This is a genomic window from Pantoea leporis, assembly GCF_028048155.1.
Classification (GTDB): domain Bacteria; phylum Pseudomonadota; class Gammaproteobacteria; order Enterobacterales; family Enterobacteriaceae; genus Pantoea; species Pantoea leporis.
This window is the reverse complement of the sequence record NZ_JALMEU010000002.1, coordinates 237,927-259,676: the sequence shown is the minus strand read 5'-3', so window position 1 is coordinate 259,676 and position 21,750 is coordinate 237,927. Positions and strand designations below refer to the sequence as shown.

At 56.2% G+C, this 21,750-nt stretch carries 18 protein-coding genes; 6 read left to right on the top strand and 12 right to left on the bottom strand.

What is annotated here, in order from left to right; genetic code table 11:
* Position 1 precedes the first annotated feature (1 nt).
* Positions 2-1,303 (bottom strand): LLM class flavin-dependent oxidoreductase, encoded by a 1,302-nt coding sequence (locus tag MWH02_RS08370; protein ID WP_101761353.1) that lies wholly within the window; start codon positions 1,301-1,303, stop codon positions 2-4.
* Between the two features lie 33 nt (positions 1,304-1,336).
* A complete protein-coding gene (locus tag MWH02_RS08365; protein WP_101761352.1) occupies positions 1,337-2,407 on the bottom strand; it encodes an iron-containing alcohol dehydrogenase family protein in 1,071 nt (356 codons plus the stop codon).
* 334 nt (positions 2,408-2,741) lie between these two features.
* Here MWH02_RS08365 and MWH02_RS08360 point away from each other — a divergent pair, with 334 nt between their 5' ends.
* From MWH02_RS08360 to MWH02_RS08350, 3 genes are read left to right on the top strand one after another with little or no spacing between them, the layout of a single operon-like run.
* Positions 2,742-3,287 (top strand): GNAT family N-acetyltransferase, encoded by a 546-nt coding sequence (locus MWH02_RS08360; protein ID WP_101761773.1) that lies wholly within the window; start codon positions 2,742-2,744, stop codon positions 3,285-3,287.
* Positions 3,284-4,426: an amidohydrolase gene (locus tag MWH02_RS08355; RefSeq protein WP_210080228.1), complete on the top strand. Its 1,143-nt coding sequence runs from the start codon at positions 3,284-3,286 to the stop codon at positions 4,424-4,426. Before MWH02_RS08360 ends, MWH02_RS08355 begins: the two co-directional genes overlap by 4 nt.
* A complete protein-coding gene (locus MWH02_RS08350) occupies positions 4,426-5,739 on the top strand; it encodes an MmgE/PrpD family protein (protein ID WP_271460317.1) in 1,314 nt (437 codons plus the stop codon). Before MWH02_RS08355 ends, MWH02_RS08350 begins: the two co-directional genes overlap by 1 nt.
* On the opposite strand, the gene MWH02_RS08345 is transcribed toward MWH02_RS08350, so the two are convergent.
* Positions 5,736-5,960 carry a hypothetical protein gene (locus tag MWH02_RS08345; RefSeq protein ID WP_007890034.1) on the bottom strand — a complete coding sequence of 75 codons (225 nt, stop codon included), beginning with the start codon at positions 5,958-5,960 and terminating at the stop codon, positions 5,736-5,738. The genes MWH02_RS08350 and MWH02_RS08345 overlap by 4 nt on opposite strands.
* A gap of 114 nt (positions 5,961-6,074) precedes the next feature.
* The gene (locus MWH02_RS08340) at positions 6,075-6,197 is read right to left on the bottom strand and encodes a hypothetical protein (RefSeq protein WP_255421536.1); all 123 of its coding nucleotides are present in this window, start codon (positions 6,195-6,197) and stop codon (positions 6,075-6,077) included.
* A gap of 329 nt (positions 6,198-6,526) precedes the next feature.
* Between MWH02_RS08340 and MWH02_RS08335 the strand changes: the two genes are divergently transcribed.
* The gene (locus MWH02_RS08335; protein WP_271460316.1) at positions 6,527-10,237 is read left to right on the top strand and encodes an FAD-dependent oxidoreductase; all 3,711 of its coding nucleotides are present in this window, start codon (positions 6,527-6,529) and stop codon (positions 10,235-10,237) included.
* Positions 10,238-10,335: 98 nt separating this feature from the next.
* On the opposite strand, the gene MWH02_RS08330 is transcribed toward MWH02_RS08335, so the two are convergent.
* From MWH02_RS08330 to MWH02_RS08305, 6 genes are all read right to left on the bottom strand, one after another.
* Positions 10,336-10,701 carry a type II toxin-antitoxin system PemK/MazF family toxin gene (locus tag MWH02_RS08330; RefSeq protein ID WP_222234047.1) on the bottom strand — a complete coding sequence of 122 codons (366 nt, stop codon included), beginning with the start codon at positions 10,699-10,701 and terminating at the stop codon, positions 10,336-10,338.
* On the bottom strand, positions 10,701-10,973 hold the full coding sequence (locus MWH02_RS08325; protein WP_110867195.1) for an AbrB/MazE/SpoVT family DNA-binding domain-containing protein: 273 nt from the start codon (positions 10,971-10,973) through the stop codon (positions 10,701-10,703). Before MWH02_RS08325 ends, MWH02_RS08330 begins: the two co-directional genes overlap by 1 nt.
* A gap of 87 nt (positions 10,974-11,060) precedes the next feature.
* Complete coding sequence (locus tag MWH02_RS08320) at positions 11,061-13,346, bottom strand: molybdopterin-dependent oxidoreductase (protein ID WP_271460315.1); 2,286 nt, start codon at positions 13,344-13,346, stop codon at positions 11,061-11,063.
* A gap of 34 nt (positions 13,347-13,380) precedes the next feature.
* Positions 13,381-14,142, bottom strand: a complete 762-nt coding sequence (locus MWH02_RS08315; protein ID WP_271460314.1) for an amino acid ABC transporter ATP-binding protein — start codon at positions 14,140-14,142, stop codon at positions 13,381-13,383.
* Positions 14,135-15,058, bottom strand: coding sequence for an amino acid ABC transporter permease (locus MWH02_RS08310; protein ID WP_110867192.1), 924 nt, complete (start codon positions 15,056-15,058; stop codon positions 14,135-14,137). Before MWH02_RS08310 ends, MWH02_RS08315 begins: the two co-directional genes overlap by 8 nt.
* Complete coding sequence (locus MWH02_RS08305) at positions 15,055-15,951, bottom strand: ABC transporter substrate-binding protein (RefSeq protein ID WP_110867191.1); 897 nt, start codon at positions 15,949-15,951, stop codon at positions 15,055-15,057. Before MWH02_RS08305 ends, MWH02_RS08310 begins: the two co-directional genes overlap by 4 nt.
* A 659-nt stretch (positions 15,952-16,610) precedes the next feature.
* On the opposite strand from MWH02_RS08305, the gene MWH02_RS08300 reads away from it, so the two are divergent.
* The gene (locus tag MWH02_RS08300; RefSeq protein WP_271460617.1) at positions 16,611-18,782 is read left to right on the top strand and encodes a TonB-dependent siderophore receptor; all 2,172 of its coding nucleotides are present in this window, start codon (positions 16,611-16,613) and stop codon (positions 18,780-18,782) included.
* A 39-nt stretch (positions 18,783-18,821) separates the two neighbouring features.
* Here the strand turns inward: MWH02_RS08300 and MWH02_RS08295 are convergent, their stop codons facing one another.
* Positions 18,822-19,736, bottom strand: coding sequence for an alpha/beta fold hydrolase (locus tag MWH02_RS08295; protein ID WP_271460313.1), 915 nt, complete (start codon positions 19,734-19,736; stop codon positions 18,822-18,824).
* Positions 19,737-19,905: 169 nt separating this feature from the next.
* Between MWH02_RS08295 and MWH02_RS08290 the strand changes: the two genes are divergently transcribed.
* Complete coding sequence (locus MWH02_RS08290; RefSeq protein ID WP_271460312.1) at positions 19,906-20,823, top strand: DMT family transporter; 918 nt, start codon at positions 19,906-19,908, stop codon at positions 20,821-20,823.
* A 2-nt stretch (positions 20,824-20,825) separates the two neighbouring features.
* On the opposite strand, the gene MWH02_RS08285 is transcribed toward MWH02_RS08290, so the two are convergent.
* Entirely contained in the window at positions 20,826-21,713 is an 888-nt protein-coding gene (locus tag MWH02_RS08285) for a MurR/RpiR family transcriptional regulator (RefSeq protein WP_217548007.1), read from the bottom strand.
* Between the last annotated feature and the right edge of the window lie 37 nt (positions 21,714-21,750).

The following is a 21,750-nucleotide window of genomic DNA, read 5'->3' as shown; positions in this document are numbered from 1 at the left end:
GTTAGACCACCGGCAAGCCGAGGTTTTCACGCAGCGTGGCGAACTCGTAATCGTCACGGAACAGGCCGCGACGGCGCAGTTCAGGGATCACCAGCTCAACAAACAGATCCAGCTGCTCGGACATGATCGCCGGCATAATATTGAAACCATCCGCGCCGCCCTCGTTCATCCACAGCTCGAAATCGTCAGCGATATCTTCGGCGGTACCGACAATCACGCGATGTCCGCGTGAACCAGCAGCCACCGCCGCCAGCTCGCGCAGCGTCAGATTTTCGCGTTTCGCCATATCGGTCATCAGTTTAACGCGGCTCTGGTTGCCCTCGCCCAGCGGCACTTCTGGCACCGGACCATCCAGCGGGAACTGGCTGAGATCCATGCTGAAACGCAGCGACAGCTGACGCAGACCGTTTTCGATGTCCACCAGCGTGTTGAGCTCTTTCCACAGTGCTTTGGCCTCTTCACGCGTGCGGCCCACAATCGGCATCACGCCCGGCATAATCACCACATGATCCGGATTACGACCAGCGGCAATGACCTGATCTTTCTGCGAACGGTAGAAGGTTTGTGCTTCTTCGAGGCTGGCAGCCGCGGTGAAGATCACTTCCGCGGTTTCCGCCGCCAGTTTCTGACCATCGGCGGAGGAACCGGCTTCGATGATCACTGGACGACCCTGCGGCGAACGGGTGATATTCAGCGGACCCTGCACCTGGAAGTGCTCGCCTTCATGGTTAATCGGCTGGATTTTTTCATCAACAAAGTACGCACCGGTCTCTTTGTTCGGCTGCACCGCGCCCTCTTCCCAACCGGCCCACAGCTTGTCAGCCACTTCGAGGAATTCGCGCGCACGCGCATAACGCTCGGCATGGTTTGGCATATCGTTGCGGCTAAAGTTACGCGCTACATCGGTAGAGAACGAGGTCACCACGTTCCATGCCGCGCGACCACGGCTGATGTGATCCAGCGAAGAGAAGCTGCGCGCCATGGTGAACGGATCGCTAAAGGTGGTGGACGCCGTTGCCGCCAGACCGATGCGTTTGGTATTCACCGCCAGCGCCGACAGCATGGTCAGCGGCTCAAGGCGCGCCATGGTCGAGGGCAGACGATACATGCTGGTGGCCAGCGCATCGCCAACGAAGAAGAGATCGAATTTACCGGCTTCGGCTTTTTTGGCGATGGTGATCAGCCAGTCGATGTCAGTTGGATCGCCGAGCTTTTCCGTCAGACGCCAGCCGCTGACGTGTTGTCCTACCGGCTGCACGAAAAGGCCTAAACGGATGCGGCGTTGTTGTTTTGAGTTAGCCATTAATTTGTCCTGGTCAATAAAAAGTGGTGCGATTTAAAACGTGTTCTCGGTCGCCAGCAGCGCCTGTTCCAGCGCATCGGCAGAGATGCGGAATGGCAGACGTTCGGCGCTGGCCGCCGGAAATTTAATCTGTTCTGCGATGGTGCGAATCGTCGCCGCGCGGTCACCGGTTAACGGCGCTAAGGTCAGCGGCATGTCGTACGCACGCAGCAGCGTCAGCAGATCGGCATCCGGCACGCCGTCATGCTCAATCAGCGATTGCACCAGCAGGCTGTAACCCACTTTTTCACCGTGCAGCCATTGATGCAGTTCCGGCTGATGCGTCAGACGATTGTGAATGGCGTGAGCAAAACCTGGCGTCGGCAGCACATCGCGCACGCTGTTGGCTAATCCGGCCAACACGATATTGGCATCGATGATTTTCACCAGCTCCGGCGTGACCTGCTGTTGCTGGTTAGCGGCTACCGCCGCCGGGCCCAGCTCGCGATAAAGATCCAGCGCGCGTTTGGCGGTCATCACTTTGAGATCCAGCGCCAGATCGTTGGGATTGTTACGCTGATACGGATAGAACTCATAATATTTTGCCAGCGCATCAACGATGCCGGCCTTCAGGTAACGCACGTCGCTGCGCGCGATAATCTCGCTATCGACCAGTACCAAATCCGGCATTTTGCCCAGCGGCTGGCTGCGCACATGGCCGCCCTGCTCGTTGTAAACAATCGCCACCGGCGACCAGGCAGCGCAAGTCGCGGCAACCGTGGCGAAGTTGATCACCTTGAGATCGGGCAGCTGGCTACCCACCGCTTTTGCCGCATCCAGCACGCGCCCGCCGCCGATCGCAAACAGCAGTTCAGCGCCCTGCCGCTCGACATTGTGCTTCAGGGTTTCAATCGCGGCATCGGTGCATTCACCGGTCAGATACTCTATTTCCCAGCGAATATCATTGGCTTCAAGGCTCTGGGTTAATTCCGGATTAACGGCCTGCCAGGCGCGGGGGGAAGTAAAGACGCGAATATGGGAAGCGTAAGGTTTGATAAATTCACCGGCGCGCGCACGCAAACCGGATTCATGTGCATATGCACGCGGAGATTTGATCGCTAACACGGCGTCACCCTGTTTAAGAATAAGGCTATAACGGATTAAATTAAGATAATTCAGAGGGTTAATACAGAATAGTTATAGCGCTATGTATTTTCTGCATACTACGGTAAATAACGATTTAAGCAATGCAAAAGGGGCGATTTCATTTTCACAAATTCGCATTAGCTTAGTTATTTTTCACATATAGCGGGGAATGGCTTTGCTGGTAATCTGAACCCTTATAACAGACGAGCACCTTGCGTAGCGGCGCAATTTATTGCGCGATGAATCGCGCCGCTATGGAAGGTGCCTGTTTTTTGATTCTCCGCCTGATGGCGGTTTTTTCCCGGGGATGTCTATGTCACTTGAATTTCGTCAGGTTAGAGAAGACGAGGTGGAAACCTATCAGGCGCTGATGCATGCCGCGTATGCACCCACGCTGGCGCTCGGCATTAAATTTGATGCCGCCACCGCCGACCTTGCCAAGACACTGCGTCATCTGCAGAGCCACGGTGTTTATGCGCTGTATGCCGATGATGTGATGGTCTCATCCGTTACCGTACGCTATCCGTGGGGACCGCTGCCCGGCCCGTTTGGCCTGCCGCATATCGGCTGGTTTGGCGCGCATCCCGATTATCCCGGCCAGCAATTTGGTCGTCAGGTGCAGGATCGTCTCGAGCAGGAGATCTTGCTGGGCCAGTTACGCGCGCCTGCGGTGTCGCTCGGCACCGCCACTAGCCATCCGTGGCTGATCGAGATGTACAAAAAGCGCGGTTTCCAGCTGATGCACACCACCGATCTCGGCAAAGGGCATATCACGCAATATATGAAGAAAGTACTGGATGAAAGCGCCCACGATGCGTGGTTAACACGCCAGGCGGCACAACAAGGAGTAAAAGCATGAGCCAATCTCTCGACACCTTAGGCGAACAGCTGATCGCTTTCCGCCATGAACTGCACCGTTTTCCCGAGCTCTCCAATCAAGAGTTTGAAACCACCGCACGAATTCGTCAGCAATTAGAGCAACACCAGATTCGCGTGCTGGATCTCCCGCTCAAAACCGGTTTAGTGGCGGAAATTGGGGCGGAAAGTGGCCCATTGATGGTGTTACGCTCCGATATTGACGCGCTGCCGATTGAAGAGCAGTCAGATGTGAGCTTCCGATCTGAACGTCCCGGCGTGATGCACGCCTGCGGCCACGACTTTCACAGTTCGGCGGCGCTGGGGGCAGCGATTCTGCTCAAACAGCAGGAAGATACCCTGCCAGGTCGCGTGCGTATTCTGTTTCAGGCTGCTGAAGAGACCGGCCAGGGCGCGCCCGATGTGATCGCGACCGGCGCGCTGGATGACGCGGTGGCAATCTTCGGCATCCACAACGATCCGTCTCTGCCGCCAGGCGTGATTGGCAGCAAAGCCGGTCCGCTCACCGCAGCGGTCGATCGCTTTGATATCAGCATCACCGGCATGGGTAGCCACGCCGCCAAACCGCATCAGGGTAACGATCCGATTGTGATTGCCGCGCAAATTGTCTCGGCCGCACAAACGTTGATTAGCCGCAATGCCCCATCCGGCGATAACGCGGTGGTCTCGATTACCCAGATTCACAGCGGCAGCACTTGGAACGTGATTCCTGATAGCGCCTGGCTGGAAGGCACGGTGCGCTCCTTCTCGCAGGAAACGCGCGAACGTCTGGAGCAGCGCTTCCGTGAAATCGTGCAAGGTATCGGCGCCGCTTTCGCCGCCGAGGTGAAATTCAACTGGCACGCGGGTCCGCCATCGGTGGTAAATGATGCGCATTGGGCGGATTTTGCCTTGCAGCAGGCCAGCGCCAGCGGCTTTGAGGCGCGCGTGGTGGAAGCCAGCCCAATCGGCGAAGACTTCGCGTTCTATCAGCAACAGCTGCCGGGCGCGTTTATGATGATTGGCACCGGCGAGCCTTACGCGCTGCACCATCCGGCGTTTCGCATCAATGATGATGTGCTGTTGCCGACGTCGCGCTATCTCGCCAATCTGGCGGTCGCAGCGCTGAAGAGCGTGAGCTGATGAGCCTCACTGCCGCGCTGGCTGAGCGCATTGTTCACAGCCAACCGGACGCCGCCGCACGTAATGCGGCGCGCGAAGGGGTGCGTGATTTCCTCGCCGTCAGCTGGCCGGTACTGCAAGGTCAGGTGCCAGACAGCGGATTACCGGCGCTGCGCAGCGTATATGGCGACGGCAGCGCGCGATCCAACGCGCTGCTGCTCGGGTATGCCAGCCACGCGCTGGATTACGATGATTTCCATGCGGATTTTCGCGGGCATCCCAGCGTGGTGATTCTGCCTGCGCTCTTTGCCTGGCAGCAGTTGCAGCCCTCTGAGCTGGATCAGTTTCTTGATGCCTATGCGGTCGGCGTGGAGGTTGCCGGACGTTTAGGCCTCGCCGTCAGCCAGCAGCATTACGCCTTAGGTCATCACAATACCGCGACGCTTGGCACAGTTGCCGCTGCCGCCGCGCTGGCGCGTTTGCTGGCGTTAGATGTGGCTGCCACCGCGATGCTGCTCGGCATCGCCACCACGCAGGCCAGCGGCTTACGCGCGCAGTTTGGTTCGGCGGTAAAGCCGCTGCATGCCGGGTTTGCAGCTGAACGCGCGGTGAGCGCCGCACAGCTGACGCTGGCAGGCTTTGATGGCAAGCAGGACGGCGTAATTGACGCTTTCATCTCCGCCACCAGCAATGGCCAGGCGCAGCCGGAAAAACTGATTGAGCATTGGGCGCAGCCGTGGCGCATCGTCGCACCTGGGTTGGAATTCAAACCCTTCCCCACCTGCGCCGGTACGCACAGCGCCGCCGAAGCCACGCGCATCTTGCGCAATCAATGGCTGGCGAGCGGTAAATCACTGGAAAGTTTGCTGGAAAACATTAGCGAAATTAGCGTGGCGTTTCCGCCGGGCGGTGATATTGCGGCATCGGTGCGCGTGCCAACCAACGGCATCGAAGCGCGTTTCAGTCTGGAATATGTGATCGCCGCGATGCTGATGTATGGCGATTTGCGTTTGCAGGATTTTGCCGAAGGCGAGTTGAATCAAGAGGTGATGCCGCTGGCAGCAAAGGTGCGTCGTACGCCAGATGAAGGTGCGCCACCGGATGCGATTAACCCGGCGCTGCGTTTTCATCTGGTGACGATTACGCTACGCGACGGCTTGCAGATGCAGCATCACCGCACTCGTCAGCAATCGCTGGCCGATGCGGTTGATGTCGCAGGCAAGCTGCGCGCGGCACTGCAGCAGGAGTCCCCGCTACGTCAGCAACAACTGCTGAACAGCAGCGAGTTGGCTAACAGCGCGCATCTGGCGCAGTTAACCCAGTTGCTCGCTTAAAGCGTTTCGACCGGCTCCAGCGCATCCTGAATGGCATCGGCCAGATTTGCGATCTCATTGGCAACCGCCTGCAAATCCCACGATGCCTTTGATCCGCTGGCAGAGGTTGAGGCGCTAACTGACTCTTTTGCCACCGCTAATGCCGCCGCAACCGCAACGGTGCGTTTATGCTGCTCAACCGTGACGCCAATCGGTGGCTGTGTGAAATAGTCGTTGACCATCGTATCTCTCCCTTAAGTGTTAAAAAAATAAATGAATCCTGGAGAGGTATTATGGGGGAATTACAGCAGAGTGCACTCTAAATAGTGAGCCGCCAGCGGCGGCTCGACTGATTTTCAGATTTTAGGTTGCTGATCTTCAGGGAATTCAGTATCGCGGGGTAAATCATCATCTTCGTCAGGTAATGTTTCATCATCACCTGGCAGTGGAATTACATCATCATCTGGACGTTCTGACATACGTACCTCCGTAAACCCGAATTGGGTTAATTAAAGTGTAGTAATGAAATAAATTAAACATCGCCCTTCTTTTCATTATGTGAGTTAAGCGTAAGAAATTGCGCAACAATAATATCTTCATTTCTTTGCACCGCTTCACTTAAATAAGCAAAACTCACGCTGGGCTTATTTTCTTTTCAGCTCAGCCATTTGCGCTAAGCCAAAGCGTGGTTATAATTTGAATTAGGTTCAACAGTCGATTTCCCTGGTTTCCTTAAATGGCGCCCCTATAACACGATTAACTTCTTTTATTTATTGCTATTTCCTGAATCTTATTCCGGGGGAACATCATGTCGCCATTTTCCAGCTTTTGGCAAGCCGGTTATGAGGGAGCGGATCATATCAATCCCTTCGGCGAGCGGCTTTCAATGAATGCGTTGACCGACCATTTATCGCAATACCATAACGATTACGCCGCGCTGCAGCAGTTTGGCATTACCTCCGCCCGCGAAAGTATTGGCTGGCGACTGGCGGAAATGGAACCGCAAACCACGCTCGAAAGTTTAAAAAAACGCATGAATTCGGCGCGCTCCTTTGGCGTGCAAATTAACTGGACCTTTTGCCATTACGGCTGGCCGGATGACTTAACCTTATTTTCCAGCGAATTTGTGCCGCGCTTCGCCGCTTTTTGTCAACGCATGGCGGGCTTCCTCGCGGAATATTATGAAGACGCACCCATTTATTCGCCGATGAATGAAATCTCGTTTTTGGCGTGGGGAATTTCTGTCGGCCTGTTTGGTAATAATGCCCATACCGATCCCGATGAGATTAAACGTCAATTGATTCGCGCCACGCTGGCGGGTTGCGCCGCCATTCGCCTTGCAGATCCGCGTGCGCGTTTCCTGCACTGCGACCCGATTATTCACGTGGTGCCGGATGAAGACAGCGATGCGTGTCGGCAGCGCACCCGCGATATCAACGCTTCGCAATATCAGGCGTGGGACATGATCGCCGGTTTGCGCGAGCCGGAACTCGGCGGCAAACCGCACTATCTCGATGTGGTTGGCGCCAATTATTACCACGGCAATCAGTGGCTCACCGGGTCCGGCTGCCGGCTGGAATGGCATCTGGGCGATGCGCGCCGCGTGCCGCTGCATCCGCTGCTGGCGCAGTTAACTGAGCGTTACCAACGGCCCATTTTGCTGGCGGAAACCAGCCACGTCGGCAGCGGACGCGCCGCCTGGATTTCACAAGTAACCGCAGATGTCGCGCAGGCACAGCTGAACGGCTGTGATATCCGCGGCATCTGTCTTTATCCGATTATCGATCGCCCACTTTGGGAAGATCCCGAACACTGGCCACGCAGCGGATTGTGGGATGTCGATCCCAACAAAAAGCGTCTGCTGAACCCGGTTTATGCCGCGTCATTACAGCAATCACAACGATTATTAGCCCGTTTTCAGGGTCTTATCACCGCGGCCAGCAGGCCAGAGGAAAGCGTCATGAAACAATCCGTATTAGTGGTATTCAGTCATTTACGTTGGGGATTTGTCTTTCAACGTCCACAGCATCTGTTGTCGCGCCTCGCCCAGTTCCACCGCATTGTGTTTATTGAAGAGCCGATTTATCAGCCCGGTGAAGCCGCGTTACGCCAATATCAGCCCGCACCCAATGTGACGGTGATCGAACCGCATACCGATGTGGCCGCGCCTGGCTTTCACGATAGCCAAATCGCCGTGCTGCAACCGCTGCTGGCTGAACTGCTTGCTGACGATGAAACGCCGCTGGTGTGGTTTTATACGCCGATGGCGCTGCCGCTGCTGGCCTGCTTTACACCGAGCGCGATTATCTATGACTGCATGGATGAGCTCTCCGCCTTTAACCAGGCGCCGCGCCAGCTTCAGCAGCGTGAATCGGCGCTGTTGAGCCGCGCCGATTTGGTGTTCACCGGCGGCACCAGCCTGTATGAAGCGAAGAAACATCGCCATCCGCAGGTTTTCTGCTGCCCAAGCAGCGTCGATGCGGGACATTTCGAACAGGCGCTGGACCGCACTAACAGTCATCCGCTGCAGGAAAACCTGCCAAAACCGCGCCTCGGCTATTATGGCGTAATTGATGAACGCCTCGATTTGACGCTGATTGCCGCGCTGGCCGATGCGCATCCCGACTGGCAGATCGTGATGGTCGGTCCGGTGGTGAAAATTGATGCCGCCAGCCTGCCCCAGCGCAGCAATCTGCACTGGTTCGGCCAGCAACCGTACGCCGCCTTGCCGCACTTTCTCGCCGGCTGGGATCTTTGCCTGATGCCGTTCGCGCTCAATGCTTCGACGCGCTTTATCAGTCCTACCAAAGTGCTGGAGTACATGGCAGCGCAGCTGCCGATTGTCAGCACCGCGATTGCCGATGTGGCGCGACACTATGCCGACGTGGTGAGCATCGCCGACTCGCATCAGAGCTTTGTTCAGGCCTGTGAAGCGGCGCTCAGCATGCCGGTGGAAACCCGCTATCAGCTAGCGAAAAACATGGCGACACGCGTTGCGGAAACCTCGTGGGATCGCACTGTCGATGAGATGCAGGCGCATATCGTGGCGCTGACCCAACGTCAGATTTCCCATCCCGAAATAGCCGCCGCCCCTCCGCCCGCGCTGGCGCACAATACCGTTGCGTGCTTGATTTTGGGGGCCGGGCCAACGGGGTTGAGCGCCGGTTATCACTACGGCGCGGGCGCAGTGGTGCTGGAGAAAAATGCCACCGTGGGCGGCTGGTGCCGTTCGGTCGAGGATCAGGGATTCACCTTCGATCACGCCGGCCACATTATGTTCTCCAACGATCCTTACGTGTTGCGCCTGTACGATATCCTGCTGGGCGACAATCAGCACTGGCAAACGCGTGAAGCCTGGGTTTACAGCCATGATGTTTACACCCGCTATCCGTTCCAGTCGGCGCTGCATGGTTTGCCTGCCGAAGTGATTGGCGAGTGTGTGTTAGGCGCGATTGAAGCGCGCTATGCGTCGCCTCCCGCTTTACTGGCGGTGGCCACCGAGGCGCGGCGTGATTGCTGCGCCGATGGCGCCATCCCGGATGGTGAAAGCCTGGTTTGTCAGCCGGAGAGCGAAGATTTCGAAAGCTTTATTTTCCGTACCTGGGGCAAAGGCATCGCCCGCCATTTCGCCCTGCCGTATAACCAAAAACTGTGGAAAACCCCGCTGGTGAATATGGAAACCTCATGGCTCGGCGGACGCGTGCCGCTGCCGGATTTGGAGCAGATCATCTCTGGCGCGCTGGCGCCGCTGGATAAGCCGGTCGGCCCTAATGCGCGCTTTGGCTATCCGCTGCGCGGCGGTTTTCAGGCGCTGATGGAAGGATTTCTGCCACATCTGAACTGCACGCTGGAGATGGAAGCAGGCGTCAGCGAAATTCAGCCGTTGCAACGGCGCGTGCTGTTAAGTGATGGCCGACAGTTTCATTATGACCAGATGATCAGCACCTTGCCGCTGCCAGAACTGGTGCGATTGATGGGCAGCTTTGCACCAGAAGTGGTGCAGAAAGCGGCGAAGCAACTGCGTCATATCTCGGTGCGCTGCGTCAATCTGGGCATTGGCCGCGCCAATATCAGCGACAAACACTGGATTTACTATCCCGGCAACACGCTGTTCCACCGCATCTTTTTACAGGGCAACGCCAGCCCGCACTGCAATCCAGAAGGCGGTTTTGGCCTCACCTGCGAAATGACCTATCGCGACGATCAGCCGCTTCCTTGCGAAGGCGATGCGTTGATTGAACGCTGCATTGCGGATTGTATTCGGGTCGGCATCATCAATGCCGATGATGAGATCGTTACCGCCAGCGAAGTGGATATGCCGTACGCTTATGTGGTGTACGACCATCAACGCACCGCCAACGTCACGCTGATTCGTAGCTGGCTGGCGACGCAAGGCATCCATCTTTCCGGGCGCTACAGCGAGTGGGAATATTACAACTCGGACCACGCGTTCCTTGCCGGTAAACGTGCAGCGGAAACGGTGAAAGATTTGACCCATAACTGGAAAACCACGGCGTGAGATGAAAAAGCTAGTCAGTTAGGGTGAACGGGGCGGCATTCATGAATGGCGTCCCTACGATTGTCATCGTGATTTTCGTAGGGTGCGCATTCAGCTTTTTAACGCGGATCAATCAAATCCACTACCATCGACAGGATTTCATCCATGACGTGCGATTCAACTTTCGCGGCGAAACTTGCCTTCCGCGCGGTCAGGTCAAGAGAACGAAGTTGGTAGCACAACGCTACGCCAGTTACGCTGCCGGTATCCGTGCTGCTGCCATCCAGATACACCGCAACAGCCCTCGAGCGTGATGCGCCGCCACCGCTGGTTACCGGAATGCAAACCGCTGTCCCTAAAGCAGCGACGAGTTCCCGCCGTGAAATCACCAGATAATAATGCGGCCCTTTAAACTCCCTGCCTTCAACGGGATCACCGTTGACGTGCCAGATTTCACCTAACTGCGGAACTCTGCGCGATATCATCAGATAGCCTCCTTGCCCTGCGGTTTATCCTGCAAATCGTCGCTGACGGCTTCATTAAACTGGCGAATCTCTTCCTGATCAATGCCAGCTAACAGTTGGTCCATCGTTTTCCTGCCGCGTGCGAGCCGGTTAACAGGTTTGATGTTGATTGACTCGTCAGTTGCAGTGACATCTAGCTCAATCCCCACATGCCAACCCGCTTTGGTCGCGATGTCACTGGGAATCGTTAGCACAACGGCTCCGCCTTGCTGACGCAGTTTGGTTAAAGCCATACATCCTCCAAAGTGTAACTTTGTCTCACTGAGTCTATCACTCGGTGAGACAAAGTCACACTTTGATTTATTGAGATGCGTCTGCTTTTAGGCAGGCGGAATAAACGCCTGTACAGGCGTCACTTCGCCGCGATATTTACGCACCTGCACGACGGTGATTTGTCCGCTGCAACCTTGTGCCAATGAAGACGTGCCGATATCCAGCGTCAACACATTGGGATTACCGTGACGGCACAGCGGACGCAGCGCGGTAGGATCGACCGGATCATACCAGGCGCCGGTCGGCAATTGCACCACGCCGCGCATTATGGTTTCGGTGAGACGCGCACTGGCGAGCACGTGGCCGCGCGCGTTGTAGAGCTCGATAATATCGCCATCATTAATGCCTGATCCCGCCGCATCCGCCGGATGCAAACTGCACACTTCGCGGCCATGGCGTTTGCCGCTCAGGCTGTAATCACCAAAATCGAGCTGGCTGTGCAAACGCGTCGCCGGCTGATTGGCGATCAACCAAAACGGATGATCGGGATTCGGTTTTTGCTGCGGTTCACGCCACACCGGATGTCCCGGACAGTTTTCGTAGTTAAAGCTGGCGATGGTGGCAGAGAAAATTTCAATTTTCCCGCTCGGCGTCGGCAGCGGCGACGCTTCCGGGTCGGCGCGAAACGCGTTGATCATACGGCCGCCGTCTTTCAGCTGCGGCAACTCCAGCACGCCTTGTTGCCAAAACTTCTCGAAGTCGGGGATCTCAACCTGATGCGCCGCCAGCTTTTGCTGCAGCTGGGCGTAATGATGCTGCAACCAGCCGCGCGTATCGCGCCCTTCGGTGAAGGCCTCTTCGCGGCCTAAACGGCGCGCCAGCTCGGTGAAAATCGCGTAATCATCTTTGGCTTCACCGAACGGTTGCGCCACCGGTTGCATGGCAAACAAGTGGCGATCGGTGGGTGCGCCGCCAATGTCTTCGCGCTCCAGCGTCATGGTAGCGGGCAAAACGATATCGGCATGGCGCGCGCTGGCGGTCCAGGCGATCTCATGCACGATCAGCGTATCCAGCTGACAAAAAGCCTGACGCAAGCGCGCGAGATCCTGATGATGATGGAACGGATTGCCGCCGGCCCAATATGCCAGACGGATGTGCGGATAGGTTAAACGGCGGCCATTGTAATCAAACGGCTTGCCGGGATTGAGCAGCATATCGGAGATACGCGCCACCGGAATCAGACGATCGATACCGTTTTTACCCTGCGGTAGCGCCGGAAAACTCACCAGATTGTGATGCTTACCGTAATGGCCTAGCGCACCCAGCGCATAGGTGTAGCCACCGCCCGGCAAGCCTGGCTGACCAAGCGCTGCCGCCAGCACCAATCCCAGCCACACCGGCTGTTCGCCGTTTTCGGCGCGCTGCAAGGCATGCGCCACCGTCACCAGCACGCGTTTGCCGTGCAGCTGGCGAGCAAAATCGCTGATGAACGCAGCACTCACGCCGCAAATTTCTGCTGCCCACGCCGCATCGCGCGGCGTGCCATCCTCTTCGCCACGAATGTAGGCCGCCATTTCTGGCCAGCCCACGGTGTAGCGCGCGAGGAAAGCCTCATCGGTCAGCTGTTCAGCGATCAATACCGATAACACGCCGAGGATGAAGGCCGCATCAGTGCCCGGACGCAGCGCCAGCCATTCGCCCTGCGCTTCTTCAGGGAGATCGCTTTGCAGCGGACTGACCGAGACAAAACGCGTGCCGCGCTGCGCCGCCTGCTGCATAAAGCCGCGTTCGGTGTGTTCGCTCAAGCCGCCGCTGGCGACCTGCGAGTTTTTCAATGCTAAACCGCCAAATGCCACCACGATTTCGCTGTGCTGGGCGATCTCTTCCCAACTGACGCCGCGACGGGCAATTTCATTCATGTCGCCGACGATATGCGGCAGCAACACCGACGCGGAGCCGGAACTGTAGCTGTTGACTGAACGCACGTAGCCGCCGAGCGTAGTGTTGAGGAAGCGATGCACCTGACTTTGTGCGTGATGGAAGCGGCCGGCGCTTGACCAGCCGTAAGAGCCGCCGAAGATGCCTTCCGGGCCGTACTTATCGCCGACGCGTTGCAGTTCGCGCGTGACCAGCGCGTAGGCTTCATCCCAGCTCACCGCGACGTACTCATCGTTGCCACGACGATCGTCCGCGCCCGGGCCGTTCTCCAGCCAGCCACGGCGCACCATCGGACGGGATACGCGCGCCGGATGGTTTAACGCAGTGTGGAAATTTTGCAGCAGCGGGCTGGGATCGGGATCGCCCTTGAACGGTTCGATGGTGAGCCGATCGCCCTGTTGCTGGGCATGAAAAGCGCCCCAATGGGCGCTGTGCATTACCGGTTTTTGCGTCATCACTGTTCCTGGCATCAAAAAAGAAAAACGGTGCCTAAAGCACCGTTGCAATAAAGTTTCTTACGCGCCCGTTTTCCGGGTCGTCGAGCACTTGCTGGGTTGGCCCCGCCGCCACGATTTTGCCGCTTTCCATAAACACAATGTTGTCAGCAACCTCGCGCGCAAAACCAATCTCATGCGTCACCACCACCATGGTGATGCCGGAGTGCGCCAGCTGTTTGATCACCTGCAGCACTTCGCCAACCAGTTCGGGATCGAGCGCTGAAGTGGGTTCATCAAACAGCATTACGCCGGGATCCATCGCCAGCGCGCGGGCAATCGCCACACGTTGCTGCTGTCCTCCGGAGAGATTCTGCGGCCACTCATCTTCGCGGCCAGACAAACCCACTTGCTTCAGCAGCGACAGCGCTTTGCTGGTCGCCTGCTGACGACTCTGCTTCTTGACGCGCATCGGCGCATCGACGATGTTTTGCAACACGGTACGGTGCGGGAACAGGTTGAATTGCTGGAACACCATGCCGATTTCGGCACGCTGACGCGCAACTTCACCGCTGCTTAACTCGTGCAGCGCCTGGCCTTTCTGCTTGTAGCCGATGATCTCGCCGCCGATGCGAATGGTGCCGCCATCCAGTTTTTCCAGGTGGTTGATGCAGCGCAGCAGCGTGGATTTCCCCGAACCCGACGGCCCAAGGATCACCGTGACTGAACCGGCGGGAATATCCAGGTCCACTTCATCCAGAATGGTGACGCCAGAGAAGCGCTTAGTGACTTTACGTAAGGCGATCGCTTCACCCATTGCTGACGCTCCTTTCTGCTTTTGGCGCTGAGAAGCCCGGCAGTGATTTCAACAGGCTGCGTTTTTCCCGGCGCGAAACGCCACGGCCAAAATAGCGTTCCACATAGAACTGACCCACCGACAGCACCGAAGTCATCAGCAGATACCACAAGGTAGCCACCAGCAGCAGCGGAATCACTTCATAGGTGCGCTGGTAAATAATCTGCGCCGAGAACAGCACGTCCTGCAGCGAGATCACTGAGACCACCGCCGTGGTTTTCAGCTGACCAATGATTTCGTTACCAGCGGGCGGCATGATGGCGCGCATCGCCTGCGGCAGCACGGTGTGACGGAAAATCTGCGAAGGGCGATAGCCGAGCGCACGCGCGGCTTCCAGCTGGCCGTTGCCAACGCTTTGGATACCCGCGCGCACAATTTCGGCGGCATAGGCAGATTGGTGCATCACCAGCGCGATCACTGCCGCACTAAATGGGCTCACCAGCGCGTTCGATTGCGTGCTCCAGATTTCGCCGAGGCCCGGAATCGACAGAGCGATGGTGGGATAAAGCGCCGCGATGTTGTACCACAGGAACAGTTGCACCAACATCGGTACACCACGGAAGAACCAGGTGTAGAACCAGCTCACGCCCACCAGCACCGGATTGGAGGAGAGGCGCATCAGCGCCAGCACCGTACCGAAGGCAAAACCCAGCACCACAGAGATCGCAGTGAGCTGCAGCGTCATTAATACGCCTTGCAGGATCGATTCGCCGGTAAAGTTCTCCGCAATCACGCTCCATTCGAAGCGTGGATTGTTAATCATCGAGTTCGCCATCGCCACCACGCACAACAACACGACCAGCGCACTCAGCCAGCGTCCGTAGTAACGTTTGCCGACGATTTTCAAGTCGCCGGTGTGGTCGTGAATGTCACTCATTGAAAGATTTCCTGATTGCGTTTGGCTTGTTTAACAGCACCAAAGCCGATGCCCCAGTTGTCGAGGATCTTGTTATAGCTGCCATCTTTGATCAGCGAGTTAAGCGCGGCCTGTACGGCGGGCTCCAGCGCGGAATCTTTCGGGAAAGCGACGGAGACTGGCGCATCGTGTACGGTGATTTCGCCGCTCATGGTAAGCGGTTTAATCACTTTCACCTGCCACAGCAAACCTTCATACGGGCCGAGGAACATTGGCACGCGACCGCTTACCACCGCCTGCACGCCAGCTGGACGATCCGGGAAGACGGAGACTTTGATTGGCTTTTTACCTGCCGCTTCACAGGCTTTGCTGGCGTCTTCAAGGCGCGTAACCTGGGTGGTGCCGGAACCGGCGCCCACTTCTTTACCACAGACATCGGCCAGTTCTTTGAATGGCGCGATGTTGGCATCTTTGCGCGAGATAATGCCGAGGCGGCTGGCATCGTAATAACCCACGAAGTCGATGATTTTGGCACGCGCTGGCGTGGCGTTGATATTGGAGAGCGCCACATCGTAACGACCGGTTTTCAGGCCTGGAATGATGTTGTCGAAACCACCGGTGTCGCGCCACTGAACCTGGATTCCCAAACGCTCGCCCACGGCATTCATGATATCGATTTCACGGCCGGCCAGCGTTTTGTTGTCTTCTTTATAAAAGGTGGTTGGCGGCGTGTTGGGGTTGGTTCCGGCAACAATGTAGCCACGTTTCACCACATCCGCAGGCAGCAGGCTTTTCAGCGCAGGATCGGCCTGCACGTGGATTGAGCTGTCAGTTGGGACGTTTTCATCGGCGGCGAACGCGGTGTGTGCACTCAGCGCGAGCGCAAGAAGAGTCATGCCTTTGGCGAATTTCACTGGAACCTTTCTCCTGATTTATAAAAAGTTTCCCCACAGGGAAAAGGCGTTGAGGTAGCGATGGTTTTGTCTCCTGACTCACCTCGCGCGAACGGCGTGCGGTGAGTGGAATTGTCATCCTCATATACCCTAAATAATTCCAGCTGCAACAAGGCGGCAAGTGTGTGAATCCCCGGGAGCTTACTTAAGTAAGTGACTGGGGTGAACACGCGGAGCCAACGCAGTTGCGGCTGAAATTATGACGGGTATTTACGTCCCGATTAGCATTCTCTGGAAGATAGATAACAATCACAAATGCGAAAAAAACATATCTATTGCCGAAATATGGCAATAGCCGCAAGCACGGTTGCAAGGCGGGATTTCCGCCCTAGATTTGGCACGTAAGACTCAGCAGAATTCAGAATATGCTAGTGAATCAATAGCCTGCTTATCCAGTATTCATCGACACATTTCTTCTTACTCATAACGGTTTCTTCTAAGCAAATGAGAAATTCCCCTCCTCGCAACTCACACCCCGCAACCGAACAACCTTTGTAAAGGTTTGTATTGTCAGGCATGTTGCCGTCTCACTGAATAGACAATGAGAAACGTTATCATTATCATGCGCATTTACTTACAATTGTTAACGTTACAGGGAGAAAACTTAAGTGAATGTAACCATGCGTGGCAAAAAGCGTCCAATTGCGCTTTTTTTTGCGGGAATGCTAACGTCGCCTGCCTTTGCAGCTGAAACCACCGAAAAGCTGGCTGACGATGAATCAATGATCGTCACCGCCGAGCAGGAGCTGAAACAGCAACCGGGCGTGTCCACCATCACCGCTGAAGACATCAAAAAAAATCCCCCTGTTAACGATCTCTCCGACATCATTCGCAAAATGCCCGGCGTAAACCTTACCGGTAACGGCGCCAGCGGCAGCCGCGGCAATAACCGGCAAATCGATATCCGTGGCATGGGCCCGGAAAACACCCTGGTGATGATCGATGGCGTGCCGGTTTCCTCTCGTAACTCGGTGCGCTACAGCTGGCGCGGCGAGCGTGATTCACGCGGCGATACCAACTGGGTGCCAGCTGAAATGGTTGAGCGCATTGAAGTGATTCGAGGCCCGGCCGCTGCTCGATACGGTTCTGGCGCGGCGGGCGGCGTGGTGAACATCATCACCAAGCGTCCCACCAACGACTGGCACGGCTCGCTGTCGCTCTATACCAGCCAGCCGGAAAATAGCAAAGAAGGCGATACCCGACGCGCTAACTTCAATCTCAGCGGCCCGCTGGCCGGTGATGCGTTGACCATGCGCCTGTACGGCAACATCAACCGCACCGATGCCGATGCGTTCGATATCAACACCGCAGAAAACGGTTCATACGCGGCGGGCCGTGAAGGCGTGCGCAACAAAGACATCAATACCGTGCTGTCGTGGAAAATCACGCCGCTGCAAATCATCGACTTCTCCTGGGGCTACAGCCGTCAGGGCAATATTTATGCCGGTGACACGCAGAACAGTAACAGCAACGCCAGCACCGACGGTTTAGTAGAGTCGCTGTACGGTGATGAAACTAACCGCATGTATCGCCAAAGCTACGGCATCGCGCACAACGGTATCTGGGATTGGGGAACCTCGAAGCTTAATTTCAACTACGAGAAAACCAATAACACTCGCCTGCAGGAAGGCACCGCCGGGCGTACTGAAGGGATGATTAATAGCGATACGTACGCCACCAGCCGCCTGGAAAGCTATCGCGCGGGCGGAGAGATCAACTTCCCGCTGCAGCTGCTGGTCGACCAAACCGTGACGCTGGGCGCGGAGTGGAACCGCGATGAGCTGAACGATCCAGCATCAATGCTTGCGGCCAGCGCGAGCGGCGTGAATTTGCCTGGCAGTTCTGGCGATCCATCGCAGCGCAGCAGTAAGAACAGCGCCACCATCAGTTCACTGTTCTTCGAAGACAACATTGCCGCCACCGATAGCACCGAAGTGATTCCTGGCCTTCGCTTTGATTATCACGATCAGTTTGGCGCCAACTGGAGCCCAAGCCTTAACCTCTCACAAGGTCTGGGCAACTTTTTCACCCTGAAGGCCGGTATTGCACGGGTGTTTAAAGCGCCAAACCTGTATCAGTCAACGCCGGGGTATCTGCTCTCCACGCGCGGCAACGGCTGCCCGATTGGGCTCAGCCAATGTTATCTGCTGGGGAATAACGATCTCGATGCAGAAACCAGCGTCAACAAAGAGATTGGACTGGAGTTCAGCAACCAGGGCTACGTCGCGGGCATCACCTGGTTCCGCAATGACTACAAGAACAAGATTGTGTCCGGCACCGAGCCGGTTTATTCCAGCACTCGCCCGGTTTACAACGTGCTGCGCTGGGAAAATGGCGGCAAAGCGATTGTGGAAGGACTGGAAGGAAATCTGACTATTCCTTTGATCGCCGATACTCTGGAATGGCGCTCCAACGCCACCTACATGTTCCGCTCCGAGAGCAAGAAAACCGGCAATCCGCTGTCGGTGATCCCGGAATTCACCATCAACTCGCAGCTGGAGTGGCAGGCGACGCAGGATCTCAGCGCCAACATCAACTGGACGCAGTATGGCCGCCAGAAACCGCGTCAAAATGTTGAGACCAATATCGATACCTCGAGCATGACGACGCAGGAAATCAGCCCGTATTCGGTGTTTGGTTTGAACGTCAATTACGACATCAGCAAAAACCTGCGCGCCAATGCCGGTATCAATAACCTGTTTGATAAACGCCTTTACCGCGAAAATTCGGGTGCTTCGACCTATAACGAACCGGGCCGCGCCTATTATGCCGGTGTGACGATGTCGTTTTGATTGAGCGGTTTTTAGTCGCCAGACATGGCGACCTGACGTTTAATTAAAAAACTCACCCAACGCCTCTGCCAGCGCCTGCGGTTGCTCATCCGGAATGAAGTGACCGCAGTGCGCGATCTTAATTCCCGTCACATCCGCAGCGAATTCACGCAATGGTAAGGCCATATCCGGAATCGAACCCTGATCGGCGCTGATCGCAAGTAACGGCAACGCTAATTTGCCGCGCTCTTTCAGCAAAGCACGGTTTTGAGCCGCCGAAACCGTCACTTCACGATAAGTCGCCATTCCGGCGCGTATCGCGCCCTTCTGCTGTAACAAACGGGTATATTCCGCCATGTCCTCATCGCCAAACACCATCGGACTGGCCGCTTTGCGTTTAAGGAACCATTCGAGATAGATCGCTTCGCGCCCTTCTATCAGCGCCTCCGGCAAATCCGGTAATAGATGGAATGCGAAGTGCCAGGTTTTCCACGCTTTATCCGGCGTCGCGGGCAGCGATTCTGGCAACGTCACGCCAGGAATACCGGCATCAAGCAGCGCCAGTTTCTTCACCTGATCGCTAAACAGCGTGGCATACGGCCAGGCAACCCACGCGCCGACGTCGTGCGCGGCGAGGTAATAGCTTTCATGACCCAATTGCTGCATCAAGCCCTGTATATTCTGCGCCAGCGATGTGGTGTCGTAGCCGCTGAGCGGTTTATCCGAGTCGCCTTGACCGGGTAAATCCGGCGCGATAATGAAATAGCGATCGCCCAGCAGCGCCATCACCTGGCGCCAGGCGAACCAGCTTTGCGGAAATCCCGCCAGCAGCAGCAACGTTTCTCCATTTGCATTGCCGCCGCTGACGTAGTGCAAACGCACGCCGTCGACCGTGGCGTAATGATGGGAAAATCCGTCTAACGCGTTGAATGGTTGCGTCCAGCCCTGTGCGTATTTGATAACTGATGCTGACATTTTCGCTCTCCGCTCTTTTAGGAAATGATCAATTCCTAAATACTAACTGATGATTGCGCTGCCTGGGAATATTTCTGCAAAGCGGTAATCAGTCGCCGTTAATAACGGCCCGACGGAGCGGGTTATTTGCTATTCTGTGCGCGACTCTTTCTTAACAATTGTGAAACTTATGCGAACATCGGATTTGTTGCGGCTGCTGCTTTTAGCGGGGATTTGGGGTGCCAGTTTTCTGTTTATGCGCATTGCGGTACCGGCGCTGGGCGCGGTGAACACCGCGTTTTTACGCGTGTTTTGCGGCATGTTGGGTTTACTGATCATCATGGCGATGATGCGCATTCCACGCCGCTTTGAGGGCAAATTAGGTTGGGCGATGCTGCTGGGCGTTATCAACTCAGCGATTCCGTTCCTGATGTATTGTCTGGCGGCGCGCGTGCTACCGGCGGGCTATTCCGCAATTCTTAACGCCACCACACCGTTGATGGGCGTAATCATTGGTGCGGCGTTTTTCGATGAAAAACTGACGATCACCAAAGTTCTCGGCATGATAGCCGGATTCAGCGGCATCATTGTCATCAGCACCACCGGCGAAGCGCATCTGAGCACTACCTTAATTGGAGGGATTCTGGCTTGCCTGGTCGCCACCGCCTGTTATGGATTTGCCGGTTTCCTGACCAAGCGCTGGATTGGTGCACGCGGCGGACTGGATGCCACCAAAGTGGCTTTTGGCAGCCAATTGGGTGCATCGCTGTTTTTACTGCCGGTCTTTGCCTTTAGTGCTCCGCAAACGCCCGCCAGCAGCTGGCAAATCCCGGAAGTGTGGGCTTCTATTTTGGCGATTGGGTTTATCTGTACCGCGCTGGCCTACATTATTTATTTCCGTCTGCTGGCCGATATTGGCCCGCTGCGCACGCTGACCGTCACTTTTATGATTCCGCCGTTCGGGATTTTGTGGGGCTGGTTAGTGTTGGGCGAGCAGATCAATCAGGGTTTTATCGGCGGTTCGCTGCTGATTGTTTGCGCGGTGTGGCTGGTGACCAGCAACGGCTTTGGCAAACGCGCCGCTGTAAACAGCAGCGCCAGCAAATAGCGTTACTTTTTGCCGGATGGCTTCAGCGATCGATTGAGATCCTGAATACGCTTCATGGTTTTTACCGTACGCGATGAGGTCGCGGAAGCCACCGACAATATCAACATCTCCAGACACACCAACACCGTTCCGTGCAGCGGCATGCGACCATTCTCGCCGCCGCGCGGCACGTTAATAATGACATCCGCCTGTTTAGCGAAAGCCGAATCAAGCGCATTAGTGAGCAAAATCACCGGCATGCCGAGACGCTTCGCCTCTTTCAGCGCGGTCATGCCTTCACGGTGCGCCGACTTCTGCGCCATCATAATCAGCACATCGCCGCGTTGCAGCCCAATCAACTGTTCCGCCAGCGCAATCCCAGAGCGATTGAGCGTTACCGCCGGAATACCAATGCGCGTGAACAGACGCGCACTGTAATCCGCCAAAATCCCGGAGGCATTAATGCCAAATAGCGCCACCTGACGCGCGTCAATCAAGTGCGTTACCGCTTTGGCGACGGCTTCACGATTGTGCGGTTCAGACAGCGTATCGCAGGCATGTTTATGGCCGCTCAACACAAAATTGATGCCGGAATTGATATCGCACGACAGTTCGCTGACGGTGGCGCTCATCTTCTCTTCAGAGTTCATCGCCGGTCCAAACCAGGCGTTCAACGTGGTTTTTAAATCGCGCAAACCGGCAAAACCTAATGCCTGCACCGCGCGTACCACCGTCGCATCCGAAGTGTTAGTGGCCCTGGCAATTTCCAGCGCCGTGGCATCCAACACCACCTCGCGATGGTCGTGGATGTAACGCGCCACCGCTTGCAGACCGGATGATAATGTCGGTGCGCGTAACCGATAGCGTTCACCCAGCAAATCCACACGACTTTTAATGCTATTTCGACTCATCTGCTGATTGCTCTTTAAAGTGTCAGAGTTTTACTGA

Excerpts from the sequence above, each read along its gene's own strand:
- MWH02_RS08370 (WP_101761353.1), bottom strand. The coding sequence starts at position 1,303 with ATGGCTAACTCAAAACAACAACGCCGCATCCGTTTAGGCCTTTTCGTG.
- MWH02_RS08360 (WP_101761773.1), top strand. The coding sequence starts at position 2,742 with ATGTCACTTGAATTTCGTCAGGTTAGAGAAGACGAGGTGGAAACCTAT.
- MWH02_RS08355 (WP_210080228.1), top strand. The coding sequence starts at position 3,284 with ATGAGCCAATCTCTCGACACCTTAGGCGAACAGCTGATCGCTTTCCGC.
- MWH02_RS08350 (WP_271460317.1), top strand. The coding sequence starts at position 4,426 with ATGAGCCTCACTGCCGCGCTGGCTGAGCGCATTGTTCACAGCCAACCG.
- MWH02_RS08345 (WP_007890034.1), bottom strand. The coding sequence starts at position 5,960 with ATGGTCAACGACTATTTCACACAGCCACCGATTGGCGTCACGGTTGAG.
- MWH02_RS08340 (WP_255421536.1), bottom strand. The coding sequence starts at position 6,197 with ATGTCAGAACGTCCAGATGATGATGTAATTCCACTGCCAGGTGATGAT.
- MWH02_RS08335 (WP_271460316.1), top strand. The coding sequence starts at position 6,527 with ATGTCGCCATTTTCCAGCTTTTGGCAAGCCGGTTATGAGGGAGCGGAT.
- MWH02_RS08330 (WP_222234047.1), bottom strand. The coding sequence starts at position 10,701 with ATGATATCGCGCAGAGTTCCGCAGTTAGGTGAAATCTGGCACGTCAAC.
- MWH02_RS08325 (WP_110867195.1), bottom strand. The coding sequence starts at position 10,973 with ATGGCTTTAACCAAACTGCGTCAGCAAGGCGGAGCCGTTGTGCTAACG.
- MWH02_RS08320 (WP_271460315.1), bottom strand. The coding sequence starts at position 13,346 with ATGACGCAAAAACCGGTAATGCACAGCGCCCATTGGGGCGCTTTTCAT.
- MWH02_RS08315 (WP_271460314.1), bottom strand. The coding sequence starts at position 14,142 with ATGGGTGAAGCGATCGCCTTACGTAAAGTCACTAAGCGCTTCTCTGGC.
- MWH02_RS08310 (WP_110867192.1), bottom strand. The coding sequence starts at position 15,058 with ATGAGTGACATTCACGACCACACCGGCGACTTGAAAATCGTCGGCAAA.
- MWH02_RS08300 (WP_271460617.1), top strand. The coding sequence starts at position 16,611 with ATGCGTGGCAAAAAGCGTCCAATTGCGCTTTTTTTTGCGGGAATGCTA.
- MWH02_RS08295 (WP_271460313.1), bottom strand. The coding sequence starts at position 19,736 with ATGTCAGCATCAGTTATCAAATACGCACAGGGCTGGACGCAACCATTC.
- MWH02_RS08290 (WP_271460312.1), top strand. The coding sequence starts at position 19,906 with ATGCGAACATCGGATTTGTTGCGGCTGCTGCTTTTAGCGGGGATTTGG.
- MWH02_RS08285 (WP_217548007.1), bottom strand. The coding sequence starts at position 21,713 with ATGAGTCGAAATAGCATTAAAAGTCGTGTGGATTTGCTGGGTGAACGC.